Below are 19,845 nucleotides of genomic sequence, written 5' to 3'. Positions count from 1 at the left end.
TTCGCGCCCCGAAGGCCCGCGGGGCGGCCCCTGTAGGCCCTGCGCCGACCCCGATCACCCGAATCCGCCAGCACATCGCGGGCAACTGCATCCCATGGCTCGCCAGCCACTCGGCTAACGGCAATCAAATGCTTCTCAGGCTCTGAGCCGCCGCGCCGCCTGAGCCCGGCGCGGCCCGGCGCCGATGCAGACGGCGTCATGTTCTGAACGACCTCTGCGGCTGGCTCGACGCGAGCTTGGACGGGGCCCCGGGGCCTGCAAGGCATTGAGCAGGACAACGACAGCCTGCATCAGCTCCGGGAACGCTCCCGGCGCCGATTCACAGCTGGCAAGCGAGCCGGGTGCCCTGCAGGATGGCCCGCTTCGCGTCCAGCTCGCCGGCCTCCAGCGCGCCGCCTATCAGGTGGACGCTGATGCCCGCCGCGCGCAGCGGCGCCTCCAGCTCGCGCATAGGCTCCTGGCCCGCGCACAGCACGATAGTGTCGGCCGCGATGAGCTGGGCATCCGCCCGCTTCTCGCCATAGCTGACCCACAGGCCCTCGGACGTGATCTGCTCGTAGTTGACGCTGGCCAGCATGTCGACGTTCTTCATCTTCAGCGCCGCGCGGTGGATCCAGCCCGTCGTCTTTCCCAGGCCCGCGCCGGGCTTGCCGGCCTTGCGCTGCAGCAGCGTGATCTGGCGGACCGGCGCCTCGGGCGCCGGCCGCAGCAATCCCGCGCGCACCTGCTCGGGGTCGCCCACGCCCCAGTGACGGCGCCAGGCGGCCGGGTCCAGCGTCAGCGAATGGCCGGCTTCCAGCAGGTACTCGGCCACATCGAAGCCGATGCCGCCGGCGCCCACGATGGCCACGCGGCTGCCCACCGGTCGTTCGTGGCGCAGCACGTCGATGTAGCTCAGCACCTGGCCGCGCGCCATGCCCTCGGCCTGGCCCCGGATCTTCGGGTCGCGCGCGCTGACGCCCGTGGCCAGCAGCACCTCGTCGAAGCCCTTCAGTTCGTCCGCCGAGGCGCGGCAGTCCAGCTTCAGCGTCACGCCGGTGACCTCGATGCGGCGGCGGAAGTAGCGCAGCGTCTCGCTGAACTCCTCCTTGCCCGGGATGCGCTTGGCCATGTTGAACTGGCCGCCGATCTCGGCCGCCGCGTCGAACAGCGTCACCGCATGGCCGCGCTCGGCCAGCGTCGTTGCCGCGGCCAGGCCCGCCGGGCCGGCGCCGACGACCGCGATGCGCTTGCGGGCGCCGTTCACGGGCTTCAGCACGATCTCCTGCTCGTGGGCCGCGCGCGGGTTGACGAGGCAGGTGGAGATCTTCTGCGCGAAGGTGTGGTCCAGGCAGGCCTGGTTGCAGGCGATGCAGGTGTTGATCTCGTCGGCCCGGCCCTGGCGGGCCTTGCTGACGAACTCCGCGTCGGCCAGGAAGGGCCGGGCCATGGACACCATGTCGGCGCTACCGTCGGCCAGCAGGCCTTCGGCCACCTCGGGCGTGTTGATGCGGTTGCTGGTGATCAGCGGTGTCGTGATGCCTTCCTCGCGCAGCTTGGCGCGAAGCTTGGCGGTCACCCAGGCGAAGCCGGCGCGCGGCACGCTGGTCGCAATCGTCGGGATGCGCGCCTCGTGCCAGCCTATGCCGGTGTTGATGATCGTCGCACCGCCACGGGCCACGCGCCGTGCCAGTTCCACGACCTCCTCCCACGAGCTGCCGTCGGGCACCAGGTCCAGCAGGGAGAGGCGGTAGATGATGATGAAGTCCGGCCCCACGGCCTCGCGCATGCGGGCCAGGATCTCTAGCGGCAGCCGCATGCGGTTCTCGTAGGAACCGCCCCAGCCATCCGTGCGCCGGTTGGTGTGTGCCACCAGGAACTGGTTGATGAAATAGCCCTCGCTGCCCATCACCTCCACGCCGTCGTAGCCGGCCTCGCGGGCCAGCCTGGCGCAGCGGACGAAGGCGCGGATCTGGCGTTCGATGCCGCGGGCGCTCAGCTCGCGTGGCGTGAACGGGCTGATCGGGCTCTGGATGCGCGACGGCGCCACGCACAGCGGCGAATAGCCGTAACGGCCCGTGTGCAGGATCTGCAGCGCGATCTTGCCGCCCTCGGCATGCACGGCATCCGTGATGATGCGGTGCCGCCGCGCGGCGCCCGAAGTGGCCAGCGTGCCGGCAAAGGGCTTGGCCCAGCCCTCGATGTTGGGCGCGAAGCCGCCGGTCACGATCAGCCCCACCTCGCCCCGGGCGCGCTCGGCGAAGAACACCGCCATGCGTTCGAAATGCTTGCTGCCATCTTCCAGGCCCGTGTGCATGCTGCCCATCAGCACGCGGTTCTTCAGCGTCGTGAAGCCGAGGTCCAGCGGGGCAAGGAGGTGCGGGTAGTTCATGCCGGTGATGCTAGCGACGCGCCGCCGCCGCCGCGGGAGGGTTCTCCTCGCCCTGCAACAGTTCTTCACCGGCTGCTCGCGTGGATGGAATTCGTGACATCCTCGGCTTGAGTTCTAATCGCGAATCCGCGTTTTGGGATTTCAGCCCGGCGGTTTGGTTTTTTCGGAGAGTTTTCGATGCGATTCACCCCCTGGGCCACCCGGCTGGTCCTGACGCTGAGCCTGTCGGCCACTGCATTCCTGACTGCCTGCGGCGGCGGTGGAGGCAGCAGCAGCTCGACGCAGATCCGGCTGCTCAACGCCACCCAGTCCTATGCCAACCTCGACCTGGTGGTCAGCGACAAGACCATCAACTCCAAGGTCGCTCAGGCCACCACCGGCAGCTATGGCGGCGTGGATACCGCCAACGCGCCGATCCAGGTCCAGACCAGCGACGTCGGCAACAGCGTCGCCGCGCTGGCGCCCACGCTGGCCGGCAACAGCAACTACACGCTGATCGCCTACGGCTTTGCCGGCAGCGTGCGCACCAGCCTGCTGCAGGAATCCCAGGACGCGCCGGACTCCGGCAAGGTCAAGGTGCTGGCGCTGAACCTGGCCCCCGATGCGGGCCAGCTGGACGTCTACATCACGACGCCCGATGCCGCGCTGACCGACGCCACCCCCTTCGTCGCCGGCCTGGTGGGCGGCGCGGGCAGCGGCTACATCCAGCTCAACGCGGGTACCTACCGCGTGCGCGTCACCGGCCCCAACAACAAGACCGACCTGCGTCTGGACGTCTCGGGCGTCACGCTGGATTCCGCCACCGTCAACTCGCTGATCTTCACCTCCACCAGCAGCGGCACGCTGGTCAACGGCTTCAAGCTGATCCAGAAGGGTGCCGTGACCCCCTACCCCAATTCGCTGAGCCGCGTGCGCATGGTGAACGGCCTGGCCGGTGGCACCTATGCCAGCTCGACGGTTCAGGGCCAGACGCTGCTGGTGAACTCGCCGTCGCCCAACCGCGCCGACTACATCAGCCTGCCCGCCGGCGCCAGCAACCTGGTGGTCAACGTCAACGGCAAGGCGCAGAGCTTCGCCGCCCCCAACCTGGTGGCCGGCGCCGACTACACCTTGCTGCTGTACGGCACCGCTGCCAACCCGCTGCTCAACGTGCTGGTCGACGACAACCGCCTGCCGTCCACCAGCGGCAGCGTGAAGATCCGCCTCATCAACGGGCTGTCGGGCAACAACCCGCTGGCCTCGCTGGTGGTGGACTACACGACGCTCGCGTCCAACGTGCAGGCCGGCTCCAGTTCGGCCCCGGCGATGATCTCGTCCACGCCGGGCTCGACGGTGCAGATCACGTCGCCGCTGCTGGCCAACCCGCTGTACAACCCGGGCAACAACGGCGGCACCACCAGCCTGACGCCGCTGACGGCCAATGGCGTCTACACGGCGCTGATCATGGGCGACTCCACCGTCAACACTGGCACGACGCCGCCCACCATGCCCGGTGCCACCGGCATGTTCATCAAGGACCGCTGATCCCGACCCGGATCCAGCCCCTTCCTCAAAACCCCTCGCGCCCCAGGCCCGAGGGGTTTTTTGTTGAGCGGCCATTCCGGCCATTCCGGCCATGAGTGGCCGCGCCGCGCCCGTTCGTCTTCGTTCGGGCCACCGGCTGCATCGCCGCCAGGCTTGCGCCACCTTGTGCCGCCCTGCTGGCCTTGCAGGCCTGGCGCTGGCCGCACGAGCCATGGCCCGCGCGGCGCGAGATGCTGCACCTGCCGTTTCACGGGCGTAGCCGTCCAGGCGCTCTATCTCGGCGGCATCTGTGCGGCCATCCGCCGGGGCCGGCCGGCCGGGGGCTTTCTTCTTGCCCGCTCGCGGCGAAGATGGCGCCATGCCCGCACCCACCCGCATCCAACTGCAGCGCCTGCGCCTGCTCTGGCGCAGCGCCGGCTGGCCCAGCCAGGACCTCGTCGAGGTCGAGCTGCTCGCGGCCGGCTGGGTTGAGCGGCTGCAGGAGGCCGACGGCCGGGAGCGCCTGCGCGTGACGGATGCCGGCATTGCCCACATCGCCGCCTCGCTGAGCCGCAACCGTGCCGCGCGGGACTCGCATGAGACGCTGGTCGAGCGCGTCGCCGTCGAGATGCAGCGCGCGGGCCGCATCGCCTGGCGCGGCCTCGCGCTGCGGGCCGGCCTGCCCGGCGAGGACGGCCGGATGCAGTGGGTCAACGCCATGCCCGACGTCTACTCCATCCGCCACAGCACGGTCGAGGACTACCTCGAACCCGCCATCCACGAGATCAAGGTCAGCCGCGCCGACCTGCTGGGCGAGCTGCGCAAGCCCGCCAAGTCCGCCGCCTACCGGGCGCTGTGCGGCCAGTGCTGGTTCGTCATCAAGGCCGGCATCGCCCAGCCCGAGGAGATCCCGCCGGAGTACGGCGTGCTGATCGGCCACGAGAGCCACCTCGAGCTTGCTCGTCCCGCGCCCAGGCGCGCCTGCAAGCCAGACTTCGCGACCTGGATGGCGCTGGCCCGTGCGACGCCGCTGACACCGCCGGACGACCCACAATCGCCGCTATGAACCCGCCCGCCCCCGCTCCCCTGTTGGACGTCACCTGCCAGCGCTGCGGCGGCGGCTTCGAATGCGGTGTGAACGCCGGCCACTGCGACTGCTTCGGCATCCGCCTGACGGACGCGTTGCGCGCCGAACTGGCCGCACGCTACGACCGTTGCCTGTGCCTGCGCTGCCTGCGCGAGCTGGTGGCGGCCTCGACGACCCCTTCATGACCGCCCTCGACCGCCTCGCACCCCCGCTCTTCATCTTCATCTGGGCCACCGGCTACATCGCCGCCAAGCTCGCGGCACCCTATGCCGACCCGCTGACCTTCCTGGCGTGGCGCTATGCCGGCGTGGTGGCGCTGATGCTGGGCCTGGCGCTGGTGGCCCGTGCGCCCTGGCCGGCGCGGCGCGAGATGCTGCATCTGGCCGTCGCCGGCATAGCCATCCAGGCCGTGTATCTCGGCGGCGTCTGGGTCGCCATCCGCCAGGGCCTGCCGGCCGGCACGGCGGCCCTCATCGTCAACCTGCAGCCGGTGCTGGTCGCCGCGCTGGCGCCGCTGATCGGCGAACGCGTCACGCCGCGGCAATGGGCCGGCGTGGCGCTGGGCCTTGCGGGCGTCGTCCTCGTCATCTGGCACAAGCTGACGCTGGGCGCCGGGTTCGGGCCGCCGCTGCTGCTCAGCGTCATGGCGTTGCTGGCCATCACCGGCGGCACTCTGTACCAGAAGCGCTTCGTGCCGCACTTCGACCTGCGCACCGGCCAGGTCGTGCAGTTCGCGGCCGCGCTGGCGGTGACGCTGCCGGCGGCCTGGGCGCTGGAACCCATGCGCATAGAGTGGAACGCCGACGTGCTCCTCGCGATGGCCTGGAGCGTGCTGGTGCTGACGGCCGGCGGCATCAGCCTGATGTTCTACATGCTGCGCCACGGCCGCGTCACGGCGGTCAGCAGCACCATGTACCTGGTGCCCTCGGTCACCGCGGTGATGGCATGGCTGCTGTTCGGCGAGACACTGGGCGCACAGGCCATCGCCGGCATGGGCGTGACGCTGCTGGGCGTCTATCTCGTCGTCGCGAGAAAGAGAACGGAGACTGCTGCATGACCCCTCGAGCCCACCACAAGTTCTGGCCGGCCCGCGTGCCGCATGCCATCGCGCCGCCGGCCACGGCCCTGCCCGACAACCTGCTCGTCAGCGCGCGCCGCTTCCCGCAGCGGCCGGCGCTGGTCTTCCTGGGCCAGGTGACGACCTATGCCGAGCTGGCCGCCCAGGTCGAGCGCCTGGCGGGCTGGCTGGCGCAGCGCGGCATCGCCAAGGGCCAGCGCGTGCTGGTGGGCCTGCAGAACTGCCCGCAGCTGGTCATTGCCCACTACGCCATCCTGAGCCTGGGCGCCGTCGTCGTGCCCGTCAACCCGATGAACCGCGCGGCGGAGCTGCAGCACCTCATCAAGGACAGCGGGGCCATCCTCGCCGTCACCAGCGCCGACCTCAGCGCCGAATGGCTGGCCGCCGGCATGGCGGCGCGGGATCTGCTGGTCACGCGGCTGGCCGAGGTGCTGCCCGGCGGCCGCACCGACGGCGCCGGCCTGCCCCCGGGCTGGGCCGACTGGCTCAACGCCGACGTGGCCCTGCCTGCCGGCGCCACGCCCTGGCGCGAGGCCATGGCCTGCACGGCCGCAGCGCCGGCCGTGGATGTGGGCGCCGACGACCTTGCGCTGCTGCCCTACACCAGCGGCACCACCGGCAACCCCAAGGGCTGCATGCACAGGCACCGCAGCCTGCAGCACAACGTCTTCGCGGGCGCCCTGTGGGCCACCGGCAGCCATGAGGACGTCGTGCTGGGCGTCGTGCCCATGTTCCACATCACCGGCATGGTGGTCGTCATGCATGGCACGCTGGCCTGCGGCGCGGCCCTGGTGCTGATGCCGCGCTGGCAGCGCGAATACGCCGCCCGCCTCATCGCCGAGCACCGCGTCACGCGCTGGACCAACATCCCGACCATGGTCATCGACCTGCTGGCCAGCCCGCAGGTGGACGGCTTCGACATGAGCAGCCTGGTCAGCATAGGCGGCGGCGGCGCGGCCATGCCGCAGGCCGTCGCCGAGCGGCTGCTGAACCGCTGGGGCCTGCGCTACATGGAAGGCTACGGCCTCACCGAGACCGCCGCGCCCAGCCACAGCAATCCCTACGACGCGCCCAAGCAGCAATGCCTGGGCGTGCCCTATCTGAGCTGCGATGCCCGCGTCATCGATCCCGACACGCTGCGCGAGCTGCCGGCCGGCGAGGCCGGCGAGATCATCGTCAGCGGCCCCATGGTCTTCGATGGCTACTGGGGCCAGCCCGAGGCCACCGAGGCCGCCTTCATCTCGTTCGAGGGCAGGCGCTTCTTCCGCACCGGCGACATCGGCTATGCGGATGCCGACGGCTACTTCTTCATGACCGACCGCCTGAAGCGCATGATCAACGCGAGCGGCTTCAAGGTCTGGCCGACGGAGGTCGAGAACCTGATGCACGCCCACCCCGGCCTGGCCGAGGCCTGCATCATCGCGGCGCCCGATGCCTACCGTGGCGAGACGGTCAAGGCCGTCGTCGTGCGGCGCGCCGGCCACGAGTCGCTGACCGAAGACCAGGTGCGCGACTGGTGCCGCGCCCACATGGCCGCCTACAAGGTGCCCACCCTCGTCGAGTTCGTCGACAGCCTGCCCAAGAGCGGCGCCGGCAAGGTCATGTGGCGGGCGCTGCAGGAGCGGGAGAGGACGAAGTGATGCTCCCGGCCGAGGACGTCGCGCGGCTGACGGCACTGGTCCGCGCCACCCCCTGGTTCATGGCGGCGCTGCGGGCGGGCCGCGAGCTGGGGCTGGCCCACTGGTGCATAGGCGCGGGTGCGCTGCGCAACCTGGTCTGGGATGCCTTGCACGGCCATGCCCAACGCTCGGCGCCGGCCGACGTGGACTTCGCCTTCTTCGGCGCCGACGACCTCGGCGCGGCGCGCGATGCCGCCCTGCAGCGGCGGCTCGGCGAGCTCTGCCCCGGCCTGCCGTGGGAGGTGACCAACCAGGCCGGCGTGCACCTCTGGTTCGAGGCGCATTTCGGCCATGCCGTCGGGCCGCTGGGTTCGCTGGAGGACGCCGTCGCGACCTGGCCCGAGCCGGCCACGGCGGTGGGCGTGTGGCTGGATGCGCAGGACGTGCTCCACGTCATCGCGCCCCATGGGCTGCAGGACCTGCTGGGCCTTCGCGTGCGGCGCAATCCGGTGCGCGTCAGCGTGGACACCTACCGCCAGCGCTGCGCCAGCAAGCGCTATGCCGAGCGCTGGCCGGGCGTCACCTTGGAGCCCGCATGAAGAACCCCTCCCGGAGCCGCAGACGATGAGCGACGTGTTTCATGACCGGCAGGCCCGCGGCTGGGCCAGGACGGGGTGGCTGCAGGCTCACTACACGTTCTCCTTCGGCTCGTTCAACGACCCGACGCGGATGGGTTTTCGCGCGCTGCGCGTGATCAACGAGGACATCGTGGCTGCCGGTTCGGGTTTCGCCGAGCATGCCCACGACCACTTCGAGATCCTGACCTTCATGCTGTCCGGAGAGCTCGAGCACCAGGACTCCGCGGGCCACCAGGGGCTTCTGCGTGCGGGGGATGTGCAGCTCATCAGCTCCGGCAGCGGGGTCAGGCATTCGGAGCGGAACCCGGCAGGCCAGGCGCCGACGCATCTGTTCCAGATCTGGCTGCACGGGAACGCTGACGACCTCGCGCCGCGTTACCAGCTCCTGCAGGGGGCGCTGCTCGCCACGAACGGCCCACGGCTGGTCGCCAGTGCGGCGGCGCAGCCCGGCGTGCTGCAGCTGCGCGCGCCGGTGAGCGTCTGGGCCGTGGCTGCGCAGCCCGGCGAGCGCTGCAGCCACGACCTCCCCGGCGACCGCTACGGCTGGCTCCAGGTGCTCGAAGGCGTGGTCCTGGTCGAGGCGGAGGGCGAGCCGCAGCCGCTGGAGTTGCGCGGCGGCGACGGCTTGCAGCTGTCGACGGTCAGGCAAGTCGCTGTGGTGGCCCGCACCGAGGCCCGGTGGCTCTGGTTCGACCTGGCCTAGGTCGGCCGTCAGGAATCAAGCCTCACGACCAGCGCCTCGCGCAGCCTCGGCCCGAAGAATTCCACGAAAGCCCGGATCGTGGGCGAAGAGCGAGCGCTGCTGGCGTAGAGCGCGAAGACGCCGATGTCCGGCGTCACCTGCCAGTCCCGCATCACGCGGCGCAGGCGTCCCGCGGCGATCTCGTCCTGCACCATGAAGGCCGGCAGCACCGTGAAACCCAGACCGTCGACGGCGCCGCGCAGCAGCACGTCGCCGTTGTTGGAGCACAGCGGCCCCCGCGTCGTCACGCCGATGGCCTTGGTGGCCGACTCCGCGTCCGCCGGCCGGAACTGCCAAGGCAGCGCCGCCCCGGCCTCGCCGTAGGGAAGGCAGGCCAGCCGCGACAGCTGGTCCGGGTGGGTGGGCTCGCCGACCGCAGCCAGCTGGGCCGGCGCAACGACCAGCCAGCGCGGCGCGATGGCGATGGGGCGCGCGACCAGGTCCAGATGCTCGGGCAGCTGGGCAATCCGCAGCGTCACGTCCGCACCGGTCTTGGTCGGGTCGACGAAGCGGTCGTCCAGATCGATCCGCAGCTGCACCTCGGGATAGGCCGCACTGAAGCCCGCGACCAGCGGCGCCAGGTGGCGCTGGCCAAAGCTCATCGGCGCATTCACGCGCAGGGCGCCGCGAGGCGCGCCGCTGAGTCCGCGCACCTCTCCCAGGGCTTCGTCGAACAGCGCGACGATGGCCTCGGCGCGGCCCAGCAAGGCCTCGCCGGCGGTGCTCAGCGTGATGCTGCGGGTGCTGCGCGCAAACAGGGGTGTGCCCAGCTCCGATTCGAGGGCCGCGATCTGCTTGGAGACCTGGTCGCGCGTGAGCTCCAGCTTGCGCGCCGCGGCCGAGAAGCTGGCCAGGCGCGCGGCCTCGATGAACACGCGGAGGTGGCTGATGCGATCCATGCCGTGGATTGTCTTCAGTTTGGCGACAAAAGCGTGCCGGGAAGCCGGCTTCCCGGCGGGGCGGGGCCTGCCAAGAATCCGGTCCCAGGCGCTTCGGAGCGCCCAACCCACCTCACAAGGAACCCATCATGAGCAACCCGAAGCTTGAAGTCCTGACCCCGCAGAATTCGCAGCTGATCTTCATCGACCAGCAGCCGCAGATGGCCTTTGGCGTGCAGTCCATCGACCGCCAGACGCTGAAGAACAACGTCGTCGGCCTGGCCAAGGCCGGCAGGGCCTTCGGCATCCCGACCACGATCACGACGGTCGAGACGCTGGGCTTCTCCGGCCCCACCTATCCGGAACTGCTGGCCGTCTTCCCCGAGGCACCGCTGCTGGAGCGCACCTCCATGAACTCCTGGGACGACCAGAAAGTGCGCGACGCGCTGGCGCGCCACGCCGGCAAGGGCCGCAAGAAGATCGTCGTTTCCGGCCTGTGGACCGAGGTCTGCAACCTGAGTTTCGCGCTGTCGGCCATGAACGACACCGACTACGAGATCTACATGGTGGCCGACGCCAGCGGCGGCACCAGCAAGGACGCACATGACTACGCCATGCAGCGCATGGTCCAGGCCGGCGTGGTGCCCGTCACCTGGCAGCAGGTGCTGCTGGAGTGGCAGCGCGACTGGGCGCGCAAGGACACCTATGACGCGACCATCGGCATCGTGCGCGAGCACAGCGGCGCCTACGGCATGGGCGTCGACTACGCCTACACCATGGTGCACAAGGCACCGGAGCGCGTGAGCCATGGCCCGGTCCTCGCCGCTCAACCGGCCGGCAAGTAAACGAGACCGCTGGGAGCATCCGCCATGAAGGTCTACCTCCTGTCGCTTGGTGCCGGCCTGCTCGTGGGCGTCATCTACGCGTTGCTCCAGGTGCGCTCGCCGGCGCCGCCGGCCATTGCCTTGCTTGGCCTGCTCGGCATGCTGGTCGGCGAGCAACTGGTGCCGCTGGCGAAACGGGCCCTGGCCGGCGAGCCGGTGACGCTGACCTGGTTTCAGAGCGAATGCACGCCCAAGATCACCGGCGTGGCCGCGCCGAAGACCACCATCGCCCAAGTCGACAAGGAGAGCTGAATGGACACCGCCGATCTCATCGTGCTCAACGCGCGCATCGAAACCCTGGACCGCGCGAGGCCTCGGGCCGAGGCTCTCGCGGTGCGCGGCGGCCGCTTCGTGGCGGTGGGGGAGGGTGCCGACGTCATGCCGCTGCGCGGCGCCGGCACCCGCGTCATCGACGCCCGTGGCAAGCGAATCATTCCCGGGCTCATCGACAGCCACATCCACCTGATCCGCGGCGGTCTCAACTTCAACCTCGAGCTGCGCTGGGAGGGCGTGCCCACGCTGGCCGACGCGATGGCCATGCTCAAGGAGCAGGTGGACCGTACGCCGGCGCCGCAATGGGTCAGGGTGGTCGGCGGCTTCAGCGAGCACCAGTTCGCCGAGAAGCGCCTGCCCACGCTGGACGAGCTGAACGCCGTCGCGCCGCACACGCCGGTCTTCATCCTGCACCTCTACGACCGCGCCTTGCTCAACGCCGCGGCGCTGCGCGCGGTGGGCTACGACAAGGACACGCCCAACCCGCCTGGCGGCGAGATCCAGCGCGATGCCGCAGGGCGGCCGACCGGCCTGCTGCTGGCCCGGCCCAACGCGCTCATCCTGTACTCCGCGCTGGCCCGCGGCCCCAGGCTCGCCCCCGACGACCAGGTCAACAGCACGCGACTCTTCATGCGCGAGCTCAACCGCCTGGGCGTCACCAGCGTCATCGATGCCGGCGGCGGGTTCCAGAACTATCCCGAGGACTACCAGATCATCGACAAGCTCGCCCGCGACAACGAGCTGACCCTGCGCATCGCCTACAACCTGTTCACGCAGAACAAGGGGGCGGAGCTGTCCGACTTCCAGCGCTGGAGCGACATGCTCGCGCCGCTTGCGGGCAGCGAGATGTACCGCCACAACGGCGCCGGCGAGATGCTGGTGTTCAGCGGCGCGGACTTCGAGGACTTCCGCGAGCCGCGCCCGGAGATGCCGCCCGGCATGGAACCCGACCTGGAGGCCGTCGTGCGGCTGCTGGTGCAAAAGCGCTGGCCCTTCCGCATGCACGCCACCTACGAGGAGACCATCAGCCGCGCGCTCGATGTCTTCGAGAAGGTGAACCGCGAGATCCCGTTCAACGGCCTGCACTGGTGGTTCGACCACGCCGAGACCGTCAGCCTGCGCTCCATCGACCGCATCAAGGCCCTGGGCGGCGGCATCGCCGTGCAGCACCGCATGGCCTTCCAGGGCGAGTATTTCGTCGCCCGCTACGGCGCCGAGGCAGCCCGCGCCACGCCGCCGGTGCGTCGCATGCTCGACGCCGGCCTGCCGGTGGGCGCCGGCACCGACGCGACGCGCGTGGCCTCCTACAACCCGTGGACCAGCCTGGCGTGGCTGGTCACCGGCAAGACCGTGGGCGGCATGCGCATGTACGGTGAAGCGAATCTGCTGGACCGCCATACGGCGTTGCGCCTGTGGACCAGCGGGAACACCTGGTTCAGCCACGACGAGGGCCGCAAGGGCCAGATCGCCACTGGCCAGCTGGCCGACTTCGCGCTGCTGAACCGCGACTACTTCAGCGTGCCCGAGGACGAGATCGGCGAGCTCTACGCCGAGCTGACCGTCATGGACGGCCGCGTCGTGCATGGCAGTGGCGACTTCTCGGGCGAGGCGCCGCCGCTGCCCCCGGCGTCGCCCGACTGGTCGCCCGTCAACCGCTTCGGCGGCCACTGGCACGCCAACCCGGCCGCGGGCCTCTTCACGCACCCCTCGGGCGCTTCGACCCGCAACCTGGCGAGTTGCTGTGCGATGCCCTGCGGTGTGCACGGTCATTCCCACGAACGGGCCTACACGTCCAGCGTGCCGGCCGACGACCGCGGCTTCTGGGGCGCCCTCGGTTGCGCCTGCTGGGCGTTCTGACCATGGCCGCCCTCACCACCACCTCATCGTCCACGTCCGTGCGCCGGCTGCAGCGCCTTGCGCTGCTGGCCCTGCTCGGTCCCTACCTCATCAGCGGCGTGGTCAAGCTCCTCGACTGGGGCGGGGCCCAGGCCGAAGTGGCCGCGCTGACCGGACTGACGCCGGGGCCGCTGCTGCTGCTGGTCGCGGCGGGCGTCGTCGTGCTGCAGCTCGGCGCCAGTCTCTGGCTGCTCTCGGGGCGGCGCGGCGCCTGGCTCGCCGCGCTGGCGCTGGCCGGCTTCACGCTGGCCGCCACCTTCCTCGCCCATACCTGGTGGCATCTGCCGCAGGGTGCGGAGCGGGCCCATGCCTTCAACGGCTTCTGGGAGCACATCGCCCTGGTGGGCGCGCTCGTCTACGCTGGAATCGACAGCTGCCGGAAGGACACCGCATGACGCCGCCCATCGGCAACCGCCGCCGCGCCGCGCTGCTCGCACTGGCTGCCGCCTACGTGGACACCGTCGGCTTCATCGGCCTGTTCGGCCTGTTCACGGCGCATGTGACCGGCAACTTCGTGCTCATCGGCGCCGAGCTGGTCAGCCACCACGACAAGATCCTCACCAAGCTGCTGGCGCTGCCGGTCTTCCTGCTCAGCGTGCTGCTCACTGCTCAAGTCGAGCACATGCTGCAGCGCCGGGGCAAGCCGGCGACGATGCTGCTGCTGGTCGTCGAGGCCGTGATCATCGCCGTTGCCGCCCTGGCCGCGTTGGGCCTGCCGGCGCCCGGTCAGCCCGACGACGTCGTCACCATGTCGCTGGGCTTCACGCTGATCGCCGCCATGGGCGTGCAGAACGCGCTGATGCGCACCAGCCTGGCCGGCCCGGTGCAGACCACGGTGATGACGGGGAACGCGACGCAGGCCGCCATCGACCTGCTGGCCATGACCACCGGCCGCGCGGATGCGACCACGCGCAGCCGGGTCTACAACGCCTGGCCGGCCATCCTGGCCTTCGCGGTCGGCTCGGCCCTCGGTGCCGCCGGCTATGCCTGGCTGCGCTTCGACAGCCTGTGGCTGGCCGTGGGGCTGGTGGTGGCGGCCGCGTGGGCGTCGCGCGATCGGCCCGATGCCTGACATGCCTTCGGCCAGGGGCGGCAGAACCCCGCCGCTGGCGCCGCCAATGGCGCTATCGTCGCCACCCCGACAAGCCCATATCCAGATCCATGCCCCGCCACGTCGCCCTTCTCCGCGGTGTCAGCCCGATGAACTGCCGCATGCCGGTCCTCAAGCGCTGCCTGGAGGACGCCGGCTTCACCGACGTGAAGACGCTGCTGAGCAGCGGCAACGTCGCCTTCTCAACGACGCGCGCGGCCTCGACGGCGACGCTGCAGCAGCGCGTGGAGAAGGCCATGCTGGACGGGGCCGGCTACCGCTTCGCGACCGTCGTGCGCAGCACCGCGCATCTGCAGCGGCTGATCGACGACGACCCGTTCGCCGAGTTCGAGCTGCCGGCCGGCGGCAAGCGCGTCGTCACCTTCCTGCGCGAGCCCGAGGCGGTGGCCGAGGTCGAGCTGCCCATCAGCCTGCACGACGCCCACATCCTGAAGCGTATCGGCGGCGAGGTGCTGTGCGTCTACCTGCCCAACGAGAAGGGGCCTGTCTTCATGCAGCTGCTGGAGAAGACATTCGGCAAGTCCATCACGACGCGCACGCTGGACACCGTGGCCCGGTGCGCCGCGGCCTGAGGCGCGCGCGGACTCAGCCCTCGTCGGCCTCGGGCAGGTGGATCAGCCCGGTGTGGAAGTCGTACTCGAAGACCTCGCCATAACGCGCCCATTCGATGGCGACGCGCAGCACGCGCTCGGCCTCGGCGGCATCCATGCTGTCCATCAGCAGCTTCAGGAAGGGCTCCTCCTTCAGCTCGCCGTGGGCCTCCTGCTCCAGGCTGTGGCGGATGAAGGCGGCCAGCGGCACATGTGCCAGCAGCTGCTGACCGAAGATCTCGCGGCGGAATTCGTGGCTGCCCTCGACGTAGCGGTGGCCTAGCGACGTCATGAACAGGTCGCCGCCGCTGAGCCGGGCCAGGCCCAGCCGGTGCAGCGCGTCGGCCAGCGGCAGCAGGTCCTCGTCGGTGAGCTCGCTCTCCTCGGCCAGCTGCGGCAGGTCGGCGCGGCCCTTGAATGGCTCCCCGGCCAGCAGCTCCAGCAGGCTCTCCATGCGGCCCACGTCGGCCTCGGGCAGGCGGTCCGACAGGTGCGGCTTCGCGGGCTCCTCGGCCGCGCCAGGGGCCCCGTCGATGGGCGCAGCGCTGGTCATCAACCGGTAGACCTCGTCGATGAGCAGTCGCACCTCGGCGCTGTCGGCGCGGCGCGGGCGCGCCAGCGTGATGGGCAGCTCGGCGCGCACACGGCCCGGGTTGCTGGCGAAGATCAGCACGCGATCGGCCATCATGACGGCCTCCTCGATGTTGTGCGAGACGACCAGCATGGCCTGGGTGGGCATCTGGCCGCCGTCCCACAGCTCCAGGATCTCGTTGCGCAGCCGCTCGCCGGTCAGCACGTCCAGCGCGGAGAAGGCTTCGTCCATCAGCAGCACGGCCGGCTGCATGACCAGGGCGCGCGCCAGGCCCACGCGCTGGCGCATGCCGCCCGACAGCTCGCGCGGCAGCGCGCCCTCGAAGCCCGCGAGGCCGATCAGCTCGATGGCGGCCTCGGCGCGCTGGGCGCGCTCGGCCTCGCCGACGCCGGCCGCCTCCAGGCCCAGTTCGACGTTCTGCTGCACCGTCAGCCAGGGAAACAGCGCAAAGCTCTGGAACACCATGGCGATGCCCTGGGCCGGGCCGAACAGCGGCTGGCCGCGGTAGCGCACGTCGCCGGCGTCGGCCGGGATCAGGCCGGCCATGATGCGCAGCAGCGTGCTCTTGCCCGAGCCCGACTGGCCCAGCAACGCGACGATCTCGCCCTTGGCGAGCCGGAAGTCCACGCGCTCCAGCACCGTGCGCAGGCTGCCGTCGGTCGACTTGAAGCCCTTGGCGACGTCCTTCAGTTCAATGAGCGTGTCAGTCATGTCCACCCCTCGTCCGGCGGGTACGTCGGCCGATCCCCCGAGGGGATGCGTGCCGGCTTGGGTGCGGCCCGGCGCCCGGCCCGCTGTTGATTTGCTTGGCAGCCTTCATCAGAAATGCATCCTTTCCTCGGCGATGCGGTACAGCCTGCGCCAGACCCAGTGGTTCAGCGTCATGACGAAGACGCACATGACGCCAATGCCCAGGGCGATGCGCGGGAAGTCGCCCGCCGTCGTCATCTGCTGGATGTAGCTGCCCAGGCCCTCGGCCTGCAGGTGGGTGTCGCCCCAGCTCACGTATTCGGCCACGATGCTGGCGTTCCAGGAACCGCCGCTGGCCGTGATGGCGCCGGTCACAAAGCTCGGGAAGATGGCCGGCAGCAGGTAGCGCCGCCAGGCCAGCCAGCCCTTGAGTCCGAGGTTCTGCGCGGCCAGGCGCAGCTCGGTCGGTATGGTGGAGGCGCCTGCCACGACATTGAAGAGCAGATACCACTGCGTGCCCAGGATGATGAGGGGCGACAGCCAGAGGTCGGGGTTGAGCCGGTACTTGACGATGACCAGCACGGCCACCGGGAACACGAGGTTGGACGGGAAGGCCGCGAGGAACTGCGCGACGGCCTGCACGCGGCCGGCGATGCGCGGGTTCAGGCCTATCCAGACGCCGATGGGCACCCAGATCAGCGATGCCACCGCGATCAGCAGCAGCACGCGCGCCAGCGTGTAGAAGCCCAGGCGGAAGACATGCGCCGCCTCGCCCCAGCCGACCTCGGTGTGGATGAAGCTCACCAGGCGCCAGACGGCGAAAAGCACCAGGGCGGCGACTAGCGCATCCCAGGCGCGCGCCCAAAGCGGGTTGGGGGGGCGGGGCCGGGCGCGGATGGAGCGGCCGTCGTAGCTCTTCTTCAGCGGCGCGAAGCTGGCCGTGATCCAGCGCCCCGGCCAGGCGGCCAGCCGCTGCAGCAGCTCGGTGCGGCGCATCCAGGTCAGCAGCCAGGATTGCGGCGCATGCTCGCCGCCGGACTCCTCGAAGCGGAAGCGGTCGGCCCAGGCCAGCAGCGGGCGGAAGAACAGCTGGTCGTACAGGAGGATGCCGATCAGCATGCCCAGGATGGCCCAGCCTATGGCGCCCAGGTCGCGCGCCTCGATGGCGACGGCGATGTAGGAACCCACGCCGGGCAGCTTGATGTCCTGGCCGGCCACAGAGATGGCCTCCGACGCGACGACGAAGAACCAGCCGCCGCTCATGCTCATCATCATGTTCCACAGCAGGCCCGGCATCGCGAACGGCAGCTCCAGCCGCCAGAAGCGCTGCCAGCCGGACAGCTGGAAGATGCGCGCCGCCTCCTGCAGCTCGGCCGGCACCGTGCGCAGCGACTGGTAGAGGCTGAAGGCCATGTTCCAGGCCTGCGACGTGAAGATCGCGAACAGAGCCGCCAGTTCCACGCCCAGCAGGTTGCCGGGGAACAGCGCGATGAAGGGCGCCACCGCGATGGCCTGGAAGCCCAGGATGGGGATGGACTGCAGGATGTCCAGCAGCGGCACCAGCACCTTCTCGGCCGCGCGGACCTTGGCCGCCAGCACGGCGAACACGCAGGCGAACACCACCGCCGCGGCCAGCGCGATGAACATGCGCAGCGTCGTGCGCAGCAGGTAGTAGGGCAGCCAGGCGACGTCCAGCGTCAGCGGCAGCGGCTCGCCGAGGTGAAAGGGCCGGGTCATCTGGGACGCGGCCAGGCCCAGCAGGCTGAACACGGCGAGGACGAGCGGCAGCAGCGCCCAATCCCAGCGATTGAACGGGGCCTCGACGGCGGGGCGGGGGAAGAAGCGGCGGTCGGGCATGGTGGGCTGCGCAGGCTAAGAGGCCAGTGTCACCGCAGCATGAAGCCCCGCTGTCGCGAGCCTTGCGGCGGACTGGCGCGCGGCCACGCCCGGTTGCAGATCTGGCGTCTTGATGCCCCGGCGGCACGCCTCGTCGCCACGGCTTGCAATTCAGCAGCGCCTGCGGCGCCTTCTCCTACAAGTGCCAGCGGTCGGCGGCCTAAGGTTGGCAGTGTGACGGCGCGTGGTGCGCCGCCGCATCTGCCTTGAAGGAGCCCCCATGTCCAATCCGCGTCAATCCAGCGACAAGCAGCCGCAGCAGCCGCAGCAGCAGCACAGCGGCCAGCAGAACATCCAGCCGGGCGGCCAGAGCCGCAACCCGAGCCCCGGCCAGCAAAGCCAGTCCGGCCCGGGCCGCGACACCCCGCAGCAGGGCGGCACGCCCGCCGGCCGCGAGAGCCCGCAACCCGGCCAGCCGAACGTCAAGCCGCGCTGACCCCCGCATGGCCCCGCAAGGGGCCTTCTCGTTGCATGCCTGCCCGGCACCATGCCGGGCGGCCCTGGTGACGGCTAAAGGAATCCTGCGCTGGCCGGTGGGGCGCCTCTATGAGCGCAGGCCAGCTTCTGTCTTCCCCCGCTCAACCGCGATTGCCCCAGACAGCCACCTGATGCCCACCTTGATGGGCAGCAACCGGTCTGGCCCCTCGAGCGCTTGAGTTAGTTGCGCGCAGGCTCTACGCCAATGGGCTTCAAAGTCTTGGGCGACAACAGCCGGAAGGCTCGGGTGTCCTCCTGCTTGGCGTTGCAGTCGTCGAGTTGCTGGTTCATGCCAGGCACATCGACGTCGTAGTTCAGTTCTCCTGCCCAGGCTTGCCCGATACCCATCGCGCGCATGTAGGCCGTAGCGTCACCTTGGTGGCTCATGGCCTTCAGGGACAAGAGGTAGTCCTCGCGAAAAGCGGTGGGAATGATGATGCGGCACTGCTTGTGCTGGGATAGAAACGCATTCATCAGCAAGCGGGACGTACGACCGTTGCCGTCGGTGAACGGATGGGTCTCGCTCACGACGAACATGGCGAAGAGCGCCCGCTGTATCGGATGCTCAAGAAGCGGCATCATCGACCAGGCCTTTCGAAGCGTCTCGGGAACCAGTTCCGGCAGCACGAAGATGGTGCTCCCCGCCTGATTGGCTTCGACCTTCCACTGGCCCGGACTCCGGTTCTTTCGAGCCAGCATGACCATCGCATTGGCTTGCTGTAGCCAGGTCAAAAAGTCGTCCGCAGTGGCGGGCGGCTGGCTGTAGAACGGGTCTCGCAGCGCCGCGTCAAAGGTGCCTTTGATGTCGTGGGAGTCTTCCGAACGATTGGGGATGATGCGCCCATTGAAGACAATGTCTTGAGCCTCTTCCACCGTGAAGGTCGTTCCTTCGATGTAGTTGGAGAAGTACGACTCCACGAAGGCGAACATGTCTCGAGGCGCGCCGCGCAGCGCGGGCTCTGGGATGTCGGAGAAGCTCTGCCCTCTGAGTTGCGCGGCGATTTTTTCGAACAGCTCTATCCGCTGCGGGTCGTAGGGAAGGCCGTGCGCGCGTGCGAGCGCTTGGCGGCTTCCCAGAACCTTGGCGGGGTGCGTTCCGAGCATGGCGCCGATGAGACCATCCAGCACCTTGAACTCGGCAGTCAACCCGAGTCGCTCCGAGACCTCACGAGCGTCATCTCGCAGGGCGTTGGCCGCCCGAGGACCTCGCAGGGAGATGAGCTTTTCCAGCCTCTCCTCGATTTCCATTCGAGACAGTTGCCGGGCCGCCAAGCGCTTGTCGGAAGTCAGGTTCTCTAGGCTGAAGTTCCCCGCACCCCAAGCCCGCCAAGCGGCCTGTTCTCTCTATGAGGCAGGCCGCTTTTGCTTGGGCAGATGACCAGGTATTTGTACCCATGTAATTTGCTTGAATTTTCTGTGTCAATGAACTATCTACGTAGTCATGCACATCGACATCGTCCCGAATCGCAACTCGACCCCCACCGTGCTGCTGCGAGAGACCTTCCGCGAAGGCGCTCGGG

At 69.6% G+C, this 19,845-nt stretch carries 19 protein-coding genes; 14 read left to right on the top strand and 5 right to left on the bottom strand.

Annotated features, from left to right (window positions below; all coding sequences use genetic code 11):
• Positions 1 to 319: 319 nt before the first annotated feature.
• Entirely contained in the window at positions 320 to 2,371 is a 2,052-nt protein-coding gene (locus JOY88_RS01065; RefSeq protein ID WP_293499591.1) for an NADPH-dependent 2,4-dienoyl-CoA reductase, read from the bottom strand.
• 177 nt (positions 2,372 to 2,548) lie between these two features.
• On the opposite strand from JOY88_RS01065, the gene JOY88_RS01060 reads away from it, so the two are divergent.
• The 7 genes from JOY88_RS01060 to JOY88_RS01030 all read left to right on the top strand — a co-directional run bounded on the left by JOY88_RS01060 (position 2,549) and on the right by JOY88_RS01030 (position 8,999).
• Positions 2,549 to 3,895, top strand: a complete 1,347-nt coding sequence (locus JOY88_RS01060; protein WP_293499590.1) for a DUF4397 domain-containing protein — start codon at positions 2,549 to 2,551, stop codon at positions 3,893 to 3,895.
• 358 nt (positions 3,896 to 4,253) lie between these two features.
• On the top strand, positions 4,254 to 4,940 hold the full coding sequence (locus tag JOY88_RS01055) for a hypothetical protein (RefSeq protein WP_293499589.1): 687 nt from the start codon (positions 4,254 to 4,256) through the stop codon (positions 4,938 to 4,940).
• Positions 4,937 to 5,146: a cysteine-rich CWC family protein gene (locus JOY88_RS01050; protein WP_293499588.1), complete on the top strand. Its 210-nt coding sequence runs from the start codon at positions 4,937 to 4,939 to the stop codon at positions 5,144 to 5,146. The genes JOY88_RS01055 and JOY88_RS01050 overlap by 4 nt, the downstream gene beginning before the upstream one ends.
• Positions 5,143 to 6,018 carry a DMT family transporter gene (locus JOY88_RS01045; RefSeq protein WP_293499587.1) on the top strand — a complete coding sequence of 292 codons (876 nt, stop codon included), beginning with the start codon at positions 5,143 to 5,145 and terminating at the stop codon, positions 6,016 to 6,018. The genes JOY88_RS01050 and JOY88_RS01045 overlap by 4 nt, the downstream gene beginning before the upstream one ends.
• Complete coding sequence (locus tag JOY88_RS01040) at positions 6,015 to 7,679, top strand: long-chain-fatty-acid--CoA ligase (RefSeq protein ID WP_293499586.1); 1,665 nt, start codon at positions 6,015 to 6,017, stop codon at positions 7,677 to 7,679. The genes JOY88_RS01045 and JOY88_RS01040 overlap by 4 nt, the downstream gene beginning before the upstream one ends.
• Positions 7,679 to 8,257 (top strand): nucleotidyltransferase family protein, encoded by a 579-nt coding sequence (locus JOY88_RS01035; RefSeq protein ID WP_293499585.1) that lies wholly within the window; start codon positions 7,679 to 7,681, stop codon positions 8,255 to 8,257. The genes JOY88_RS01040 and JOY88_RS01035 overlap by 1 nt, the downstream gene beginning before the upstream one ends.
• Positions 8,258 to 8,282: 25 nt before the next feature.
• Positions 8,283 to 8,999, top strand: coding sequence for a pirin family protein (locus tag JOY88_RS01030; protein WP_293499584.1), 717 nt, complete (start codon positions 8,283 to 8,285; stop codon positions 8,997 to 8,999).
• Between the two features lie 8 nt (positions 9,000 to 9,007).
• Here JOY88_RS01030 and JOY88_RS01025 read toward each other — a convergent pair whose 3' ends face one another.
• On the bottom strand, positions 9,008 to 9,937 hold the full coding sequence (locus JOY88_RS01025; protein ID WP_293499582.1) for a LysR family transcriptional regulator: 930 nt from the start codon (positions 9,935 to 9,937) through the stop codon (positions 9,008 to 9,010).
• A gap of 128 nt (positions 9,938 to 10,065) precedes the next feature.
• Between JOY88_RS01025 and JOY88_RS01020 the strand changes: the two genes are divergently transcribed.
• The 6 genes from JOY88_RS01020 (at position 10,066) to JOY88_RS00995 (ending at position 14,652) form a co-directional block, all read left to right on the top strand.
• Complete coding sequence (locus JOY88_RS01020) at positions 10,066 to 10,761, top strand: hydrolase (RefSeq protein WP_293499580.1); 696 nt, start codon at positions 10,066 to 10,068, stop codon at positions 10,759 to 10,761.
• A gap of 24 nt (positions 10,762 to 10,785) precedes the next feature.
• Positions 10,786 to 11,052 carry a XapX domain-containing protein gene (locus tag JOY88_RS01015; RefSeq protein WP_293499578.1) on the top strand — a complete coding sequence of 89 codons (267 nt, stop codon included), beginning with the start codon at positions 10,786 to 10,788 and terminating at the stop codon, positions 11,050 to 11,052.
• Positions 11,053 to 12,930 carry an amidohydrolase gene (locus tag JOY88_RS01010; RefSeq protein WP_293499576.1) on the top strand — a complete coding sequence of 626 codons (1,878 nt, stop codon included), beginning with the start codon at positions 11,053 to 11,055 and terminating at the stop codon, positions 12,928 to 12,930.
• Positions 12,931 to 12,932: 2 nt separating this feature from the next.
• On the top strand, positions 12,933 to 13,364 hold the full coding sequence (locus tag JOY88_RS01005) for a DoxX family membrane protein (RefSeq protein WP_293499574.1): 432 nt from the start codon (positions 12,933 to 12,935) through the stop codon (positions 13,362 to 13,364).
• Positions 13,361 to 14,041, top strand: a complete 681-nt coding sequence (locus tag JOY88_RS01000) for a YoaK family protein (RefSeq protein ID WP_293499572.1) — start codon at positions 13,361 to 13,363, stop codon at positions 14,039 to 14,041. Before JOY88_RS01005 ends, JOY88_RS01000 begins: the two co-directional genes overlap by 4 nt.
• Positions 14,042 to 14,130: 89 nt before the next feature.
• Entirely contained in the window at positions 14,131 to 14,652 is a 522-nt protein-coding gene (locus tag JOY88_RS00995; protein WP_293499570.1) for a DUF1697 domain-containing protein, read from the top strand.
• Positions 14,653 to 14,665: 13 nt separating this feature from the next.
• Here the strand turns inward: JOY88_RS00995 and JOY88_RS00990 are convergent, their stop codons facing one another.
• Entirely contained in the window at positions 14,666 to 15,973 is a 1,308-nt protein-coding gene (locus JOY88_RS00990) for an ABC transporter ATP-binding protein (RefSeq protein ID WP_293499569.1), read from the bottom strand.
• Between the two features lie 108 nt (positions 15,974 to 16,081).
• Positions 16,082 to 17,809, bottom strand: a complete 1,728-nt coding sequence (locus JOY88_RS00985; RefSeq protein ID WP_293499567.1) for an ABC transporter permease — start codon at positions 17,807 to 17,809, stop codon at positions 16,082 to 16,084.
• Between the two features lie 259 nt (positions 17,810 to 18,068).
• Between JOY88_RS00985 and JOY88_RS00980 the strand changes: the two genes are divergently transcribed.
• Positions 18,069 to 18,284 carry a hypothetical protein gene (locus JOY88_RS00980; protein WP_293499565.1) on the top strand — a complete coding sequence of 72 codons (216 nt, stop codon included), beginning with the start codon at positions 18,069 to 18,071 and terminating at the stop codon, positions 18,282 to 18,284.
• Between the two features lie 221 nt (positions 18,285 to 18,505).
• Here the strand turns inward: JOY88_RS00980 and JOY88_RS00975 are convergent, their stop codons facing one another.
• Positions 18,506 to 19,573, bottom strand: a complete 1,068-nt coding sequence (locus tag JOY88_RS00975; protein ID WP_293499564.1) for a Fic family protein — start codon at positions 19,571 to 19,573, stop codon at positions 18,506 to 18,508.
• Positions 19,574 to 19,845: the final 272 nt, after the last annotated feature.

The organism is Roseateles sp., from assembly GCF_019237615.1.
In the GTDB taxonomy this organism is placed as follows: Bacteria; Pseudomonadota; Gammaproteobacteria; order Burkholderiales; family Burkholderiaceae_C; genus Pelomonas.
This window is presented reverse-complemented; position numbering and strand designations above follow the sequence as displayed.

Coding starts and splice junctions, on each gene's coding strand:
- JOY88_RS00995 (WP_293499570.1), top strand. CDS start 14,131: ATGCCCCGCCACGTCGCCCTTCTCCGCGGTGTCAGCCCGATGAACTGC.
- JOY88_RS01005 (WP_293499574.1), top strand. CDS start 12,933: ATGGCCGCCCTCACCACCACCTCATCGTCCACGTCCGTGCGCCGGCTG.
- JOY88_RS01020 (WP_293499580.1), top strand. CDS start 10,066: ATGAGCAACCCGAAGCTTGAAGTCCTGACCCCGCAGAATTCGCAGCTG.
- JOY88_RS01045 (WP_293499587.1), top strand. CDS start 5,143: ATGACCGCCCTCGACCGCCTCGCACCCCCGCTCTTCATCTTCATCTGG.
- JOY88_RS01030 (WP_293499584.1), top strand. CDS start 8,283: ATGAGCGACGTGTTTCATGACCGGCAGGCCCGCGGCTGGGCCAGGACG.
- JOY88_RS01025 (WP_293499582.1), bottom strand. CDS start 9,937: ATGGATCGCATCAGCCACCTCCGCGTGTTCATCGAGGCCGCGCGCCTG.
- JOY88_RS00980 (WP_293499565.1), top strand. CDS start 18,069: ATGTCCAATCCGCGTCAATCCAGCGACAAGCAGCCGCAGCAGCCGCAG.
- JOY88_RS01035 (WP_293499585.1), top strand. CDS start 7,679: ATGCTCCCGGCCGAGGACGTCGCGCGGCTGACGGCACTGGTCCGCGCC.
- JOY88_RS01065 (WP_293499591.1), bottom strand. CDS start 2,371: ATGAACTACCCGCACCTCCTTGCCCCGCTGGACCTCGGCTTCACGACG.
- JOY88_RS01040 (WP_293499586.1), top strand. CDS start 6,015: ATGACCCCTCGAGCCCACCACAAGTTCTGGCCGGCCCGCGTGCCGCAT.
- JOY88_RS01000 (WP_293499572.1), top strand. CDS start 13,361: ATGACGCCGCCCATCGGCAACCGCCGCCGCGCCGCGCTGCTCGCACTG.
- JOY88_RS00990 (WP_293499569.1), bottom strand. CDS start 15,973: ATGACTGACACGCTCATTGAACTGAAGGACGTCGCCAAGGGCTTCAAG.
- JOY88_RS01015 (WP_293499578.1), top strand. CDS start 10,786: ATGAAGGTCTACCTCCTGTCGCTTGGTGCCGGCCTGCTCGTGGGCGTC.
- JOY88_RS00975 (WP_293499564.1), bottom strand. CDS start 19,573: ATGGAAATCGAGGAGAGGCTGGAAAAGCTCATCTCCCTGCGAGGTCCT.
- JOY88_RS01050 (WP_293499588.1), top strand. CDS start 4,937: ATGAACCCGCCCGCCCCCGCTCCCCTGTTGGACGTCACCTGCCAGCGC.
- JOY88_RS00985 (WP_293499567.1), bottom strand. CDS start 17,809: ATGCCCGACCGCCGCTTCTTCCCCCGCCCCGCCGTCGAGGCCCCGTTC.
- JOY88_RS01060 (WP_293499590.1), top strand. CDS start 2,549: ATGCGATTCACCCCCTGGGCCACCCGGCTGGTCCTGACGCTGAGCCTG.
- JOY88_RS01055 (WP_293499589.1), top strand. CDS start 4,254: ATGCCCGCACCCACCCGCATCCAACTGCAGCGCCTGCGCCTGCTCTGG.
- JOY88_RS01010 (WP_293499576.1), top strand. CDS start 11,053: ATGGACACCGCCGATCTCATCGTGCTCAACGCGCGCATCGAAACCCTG.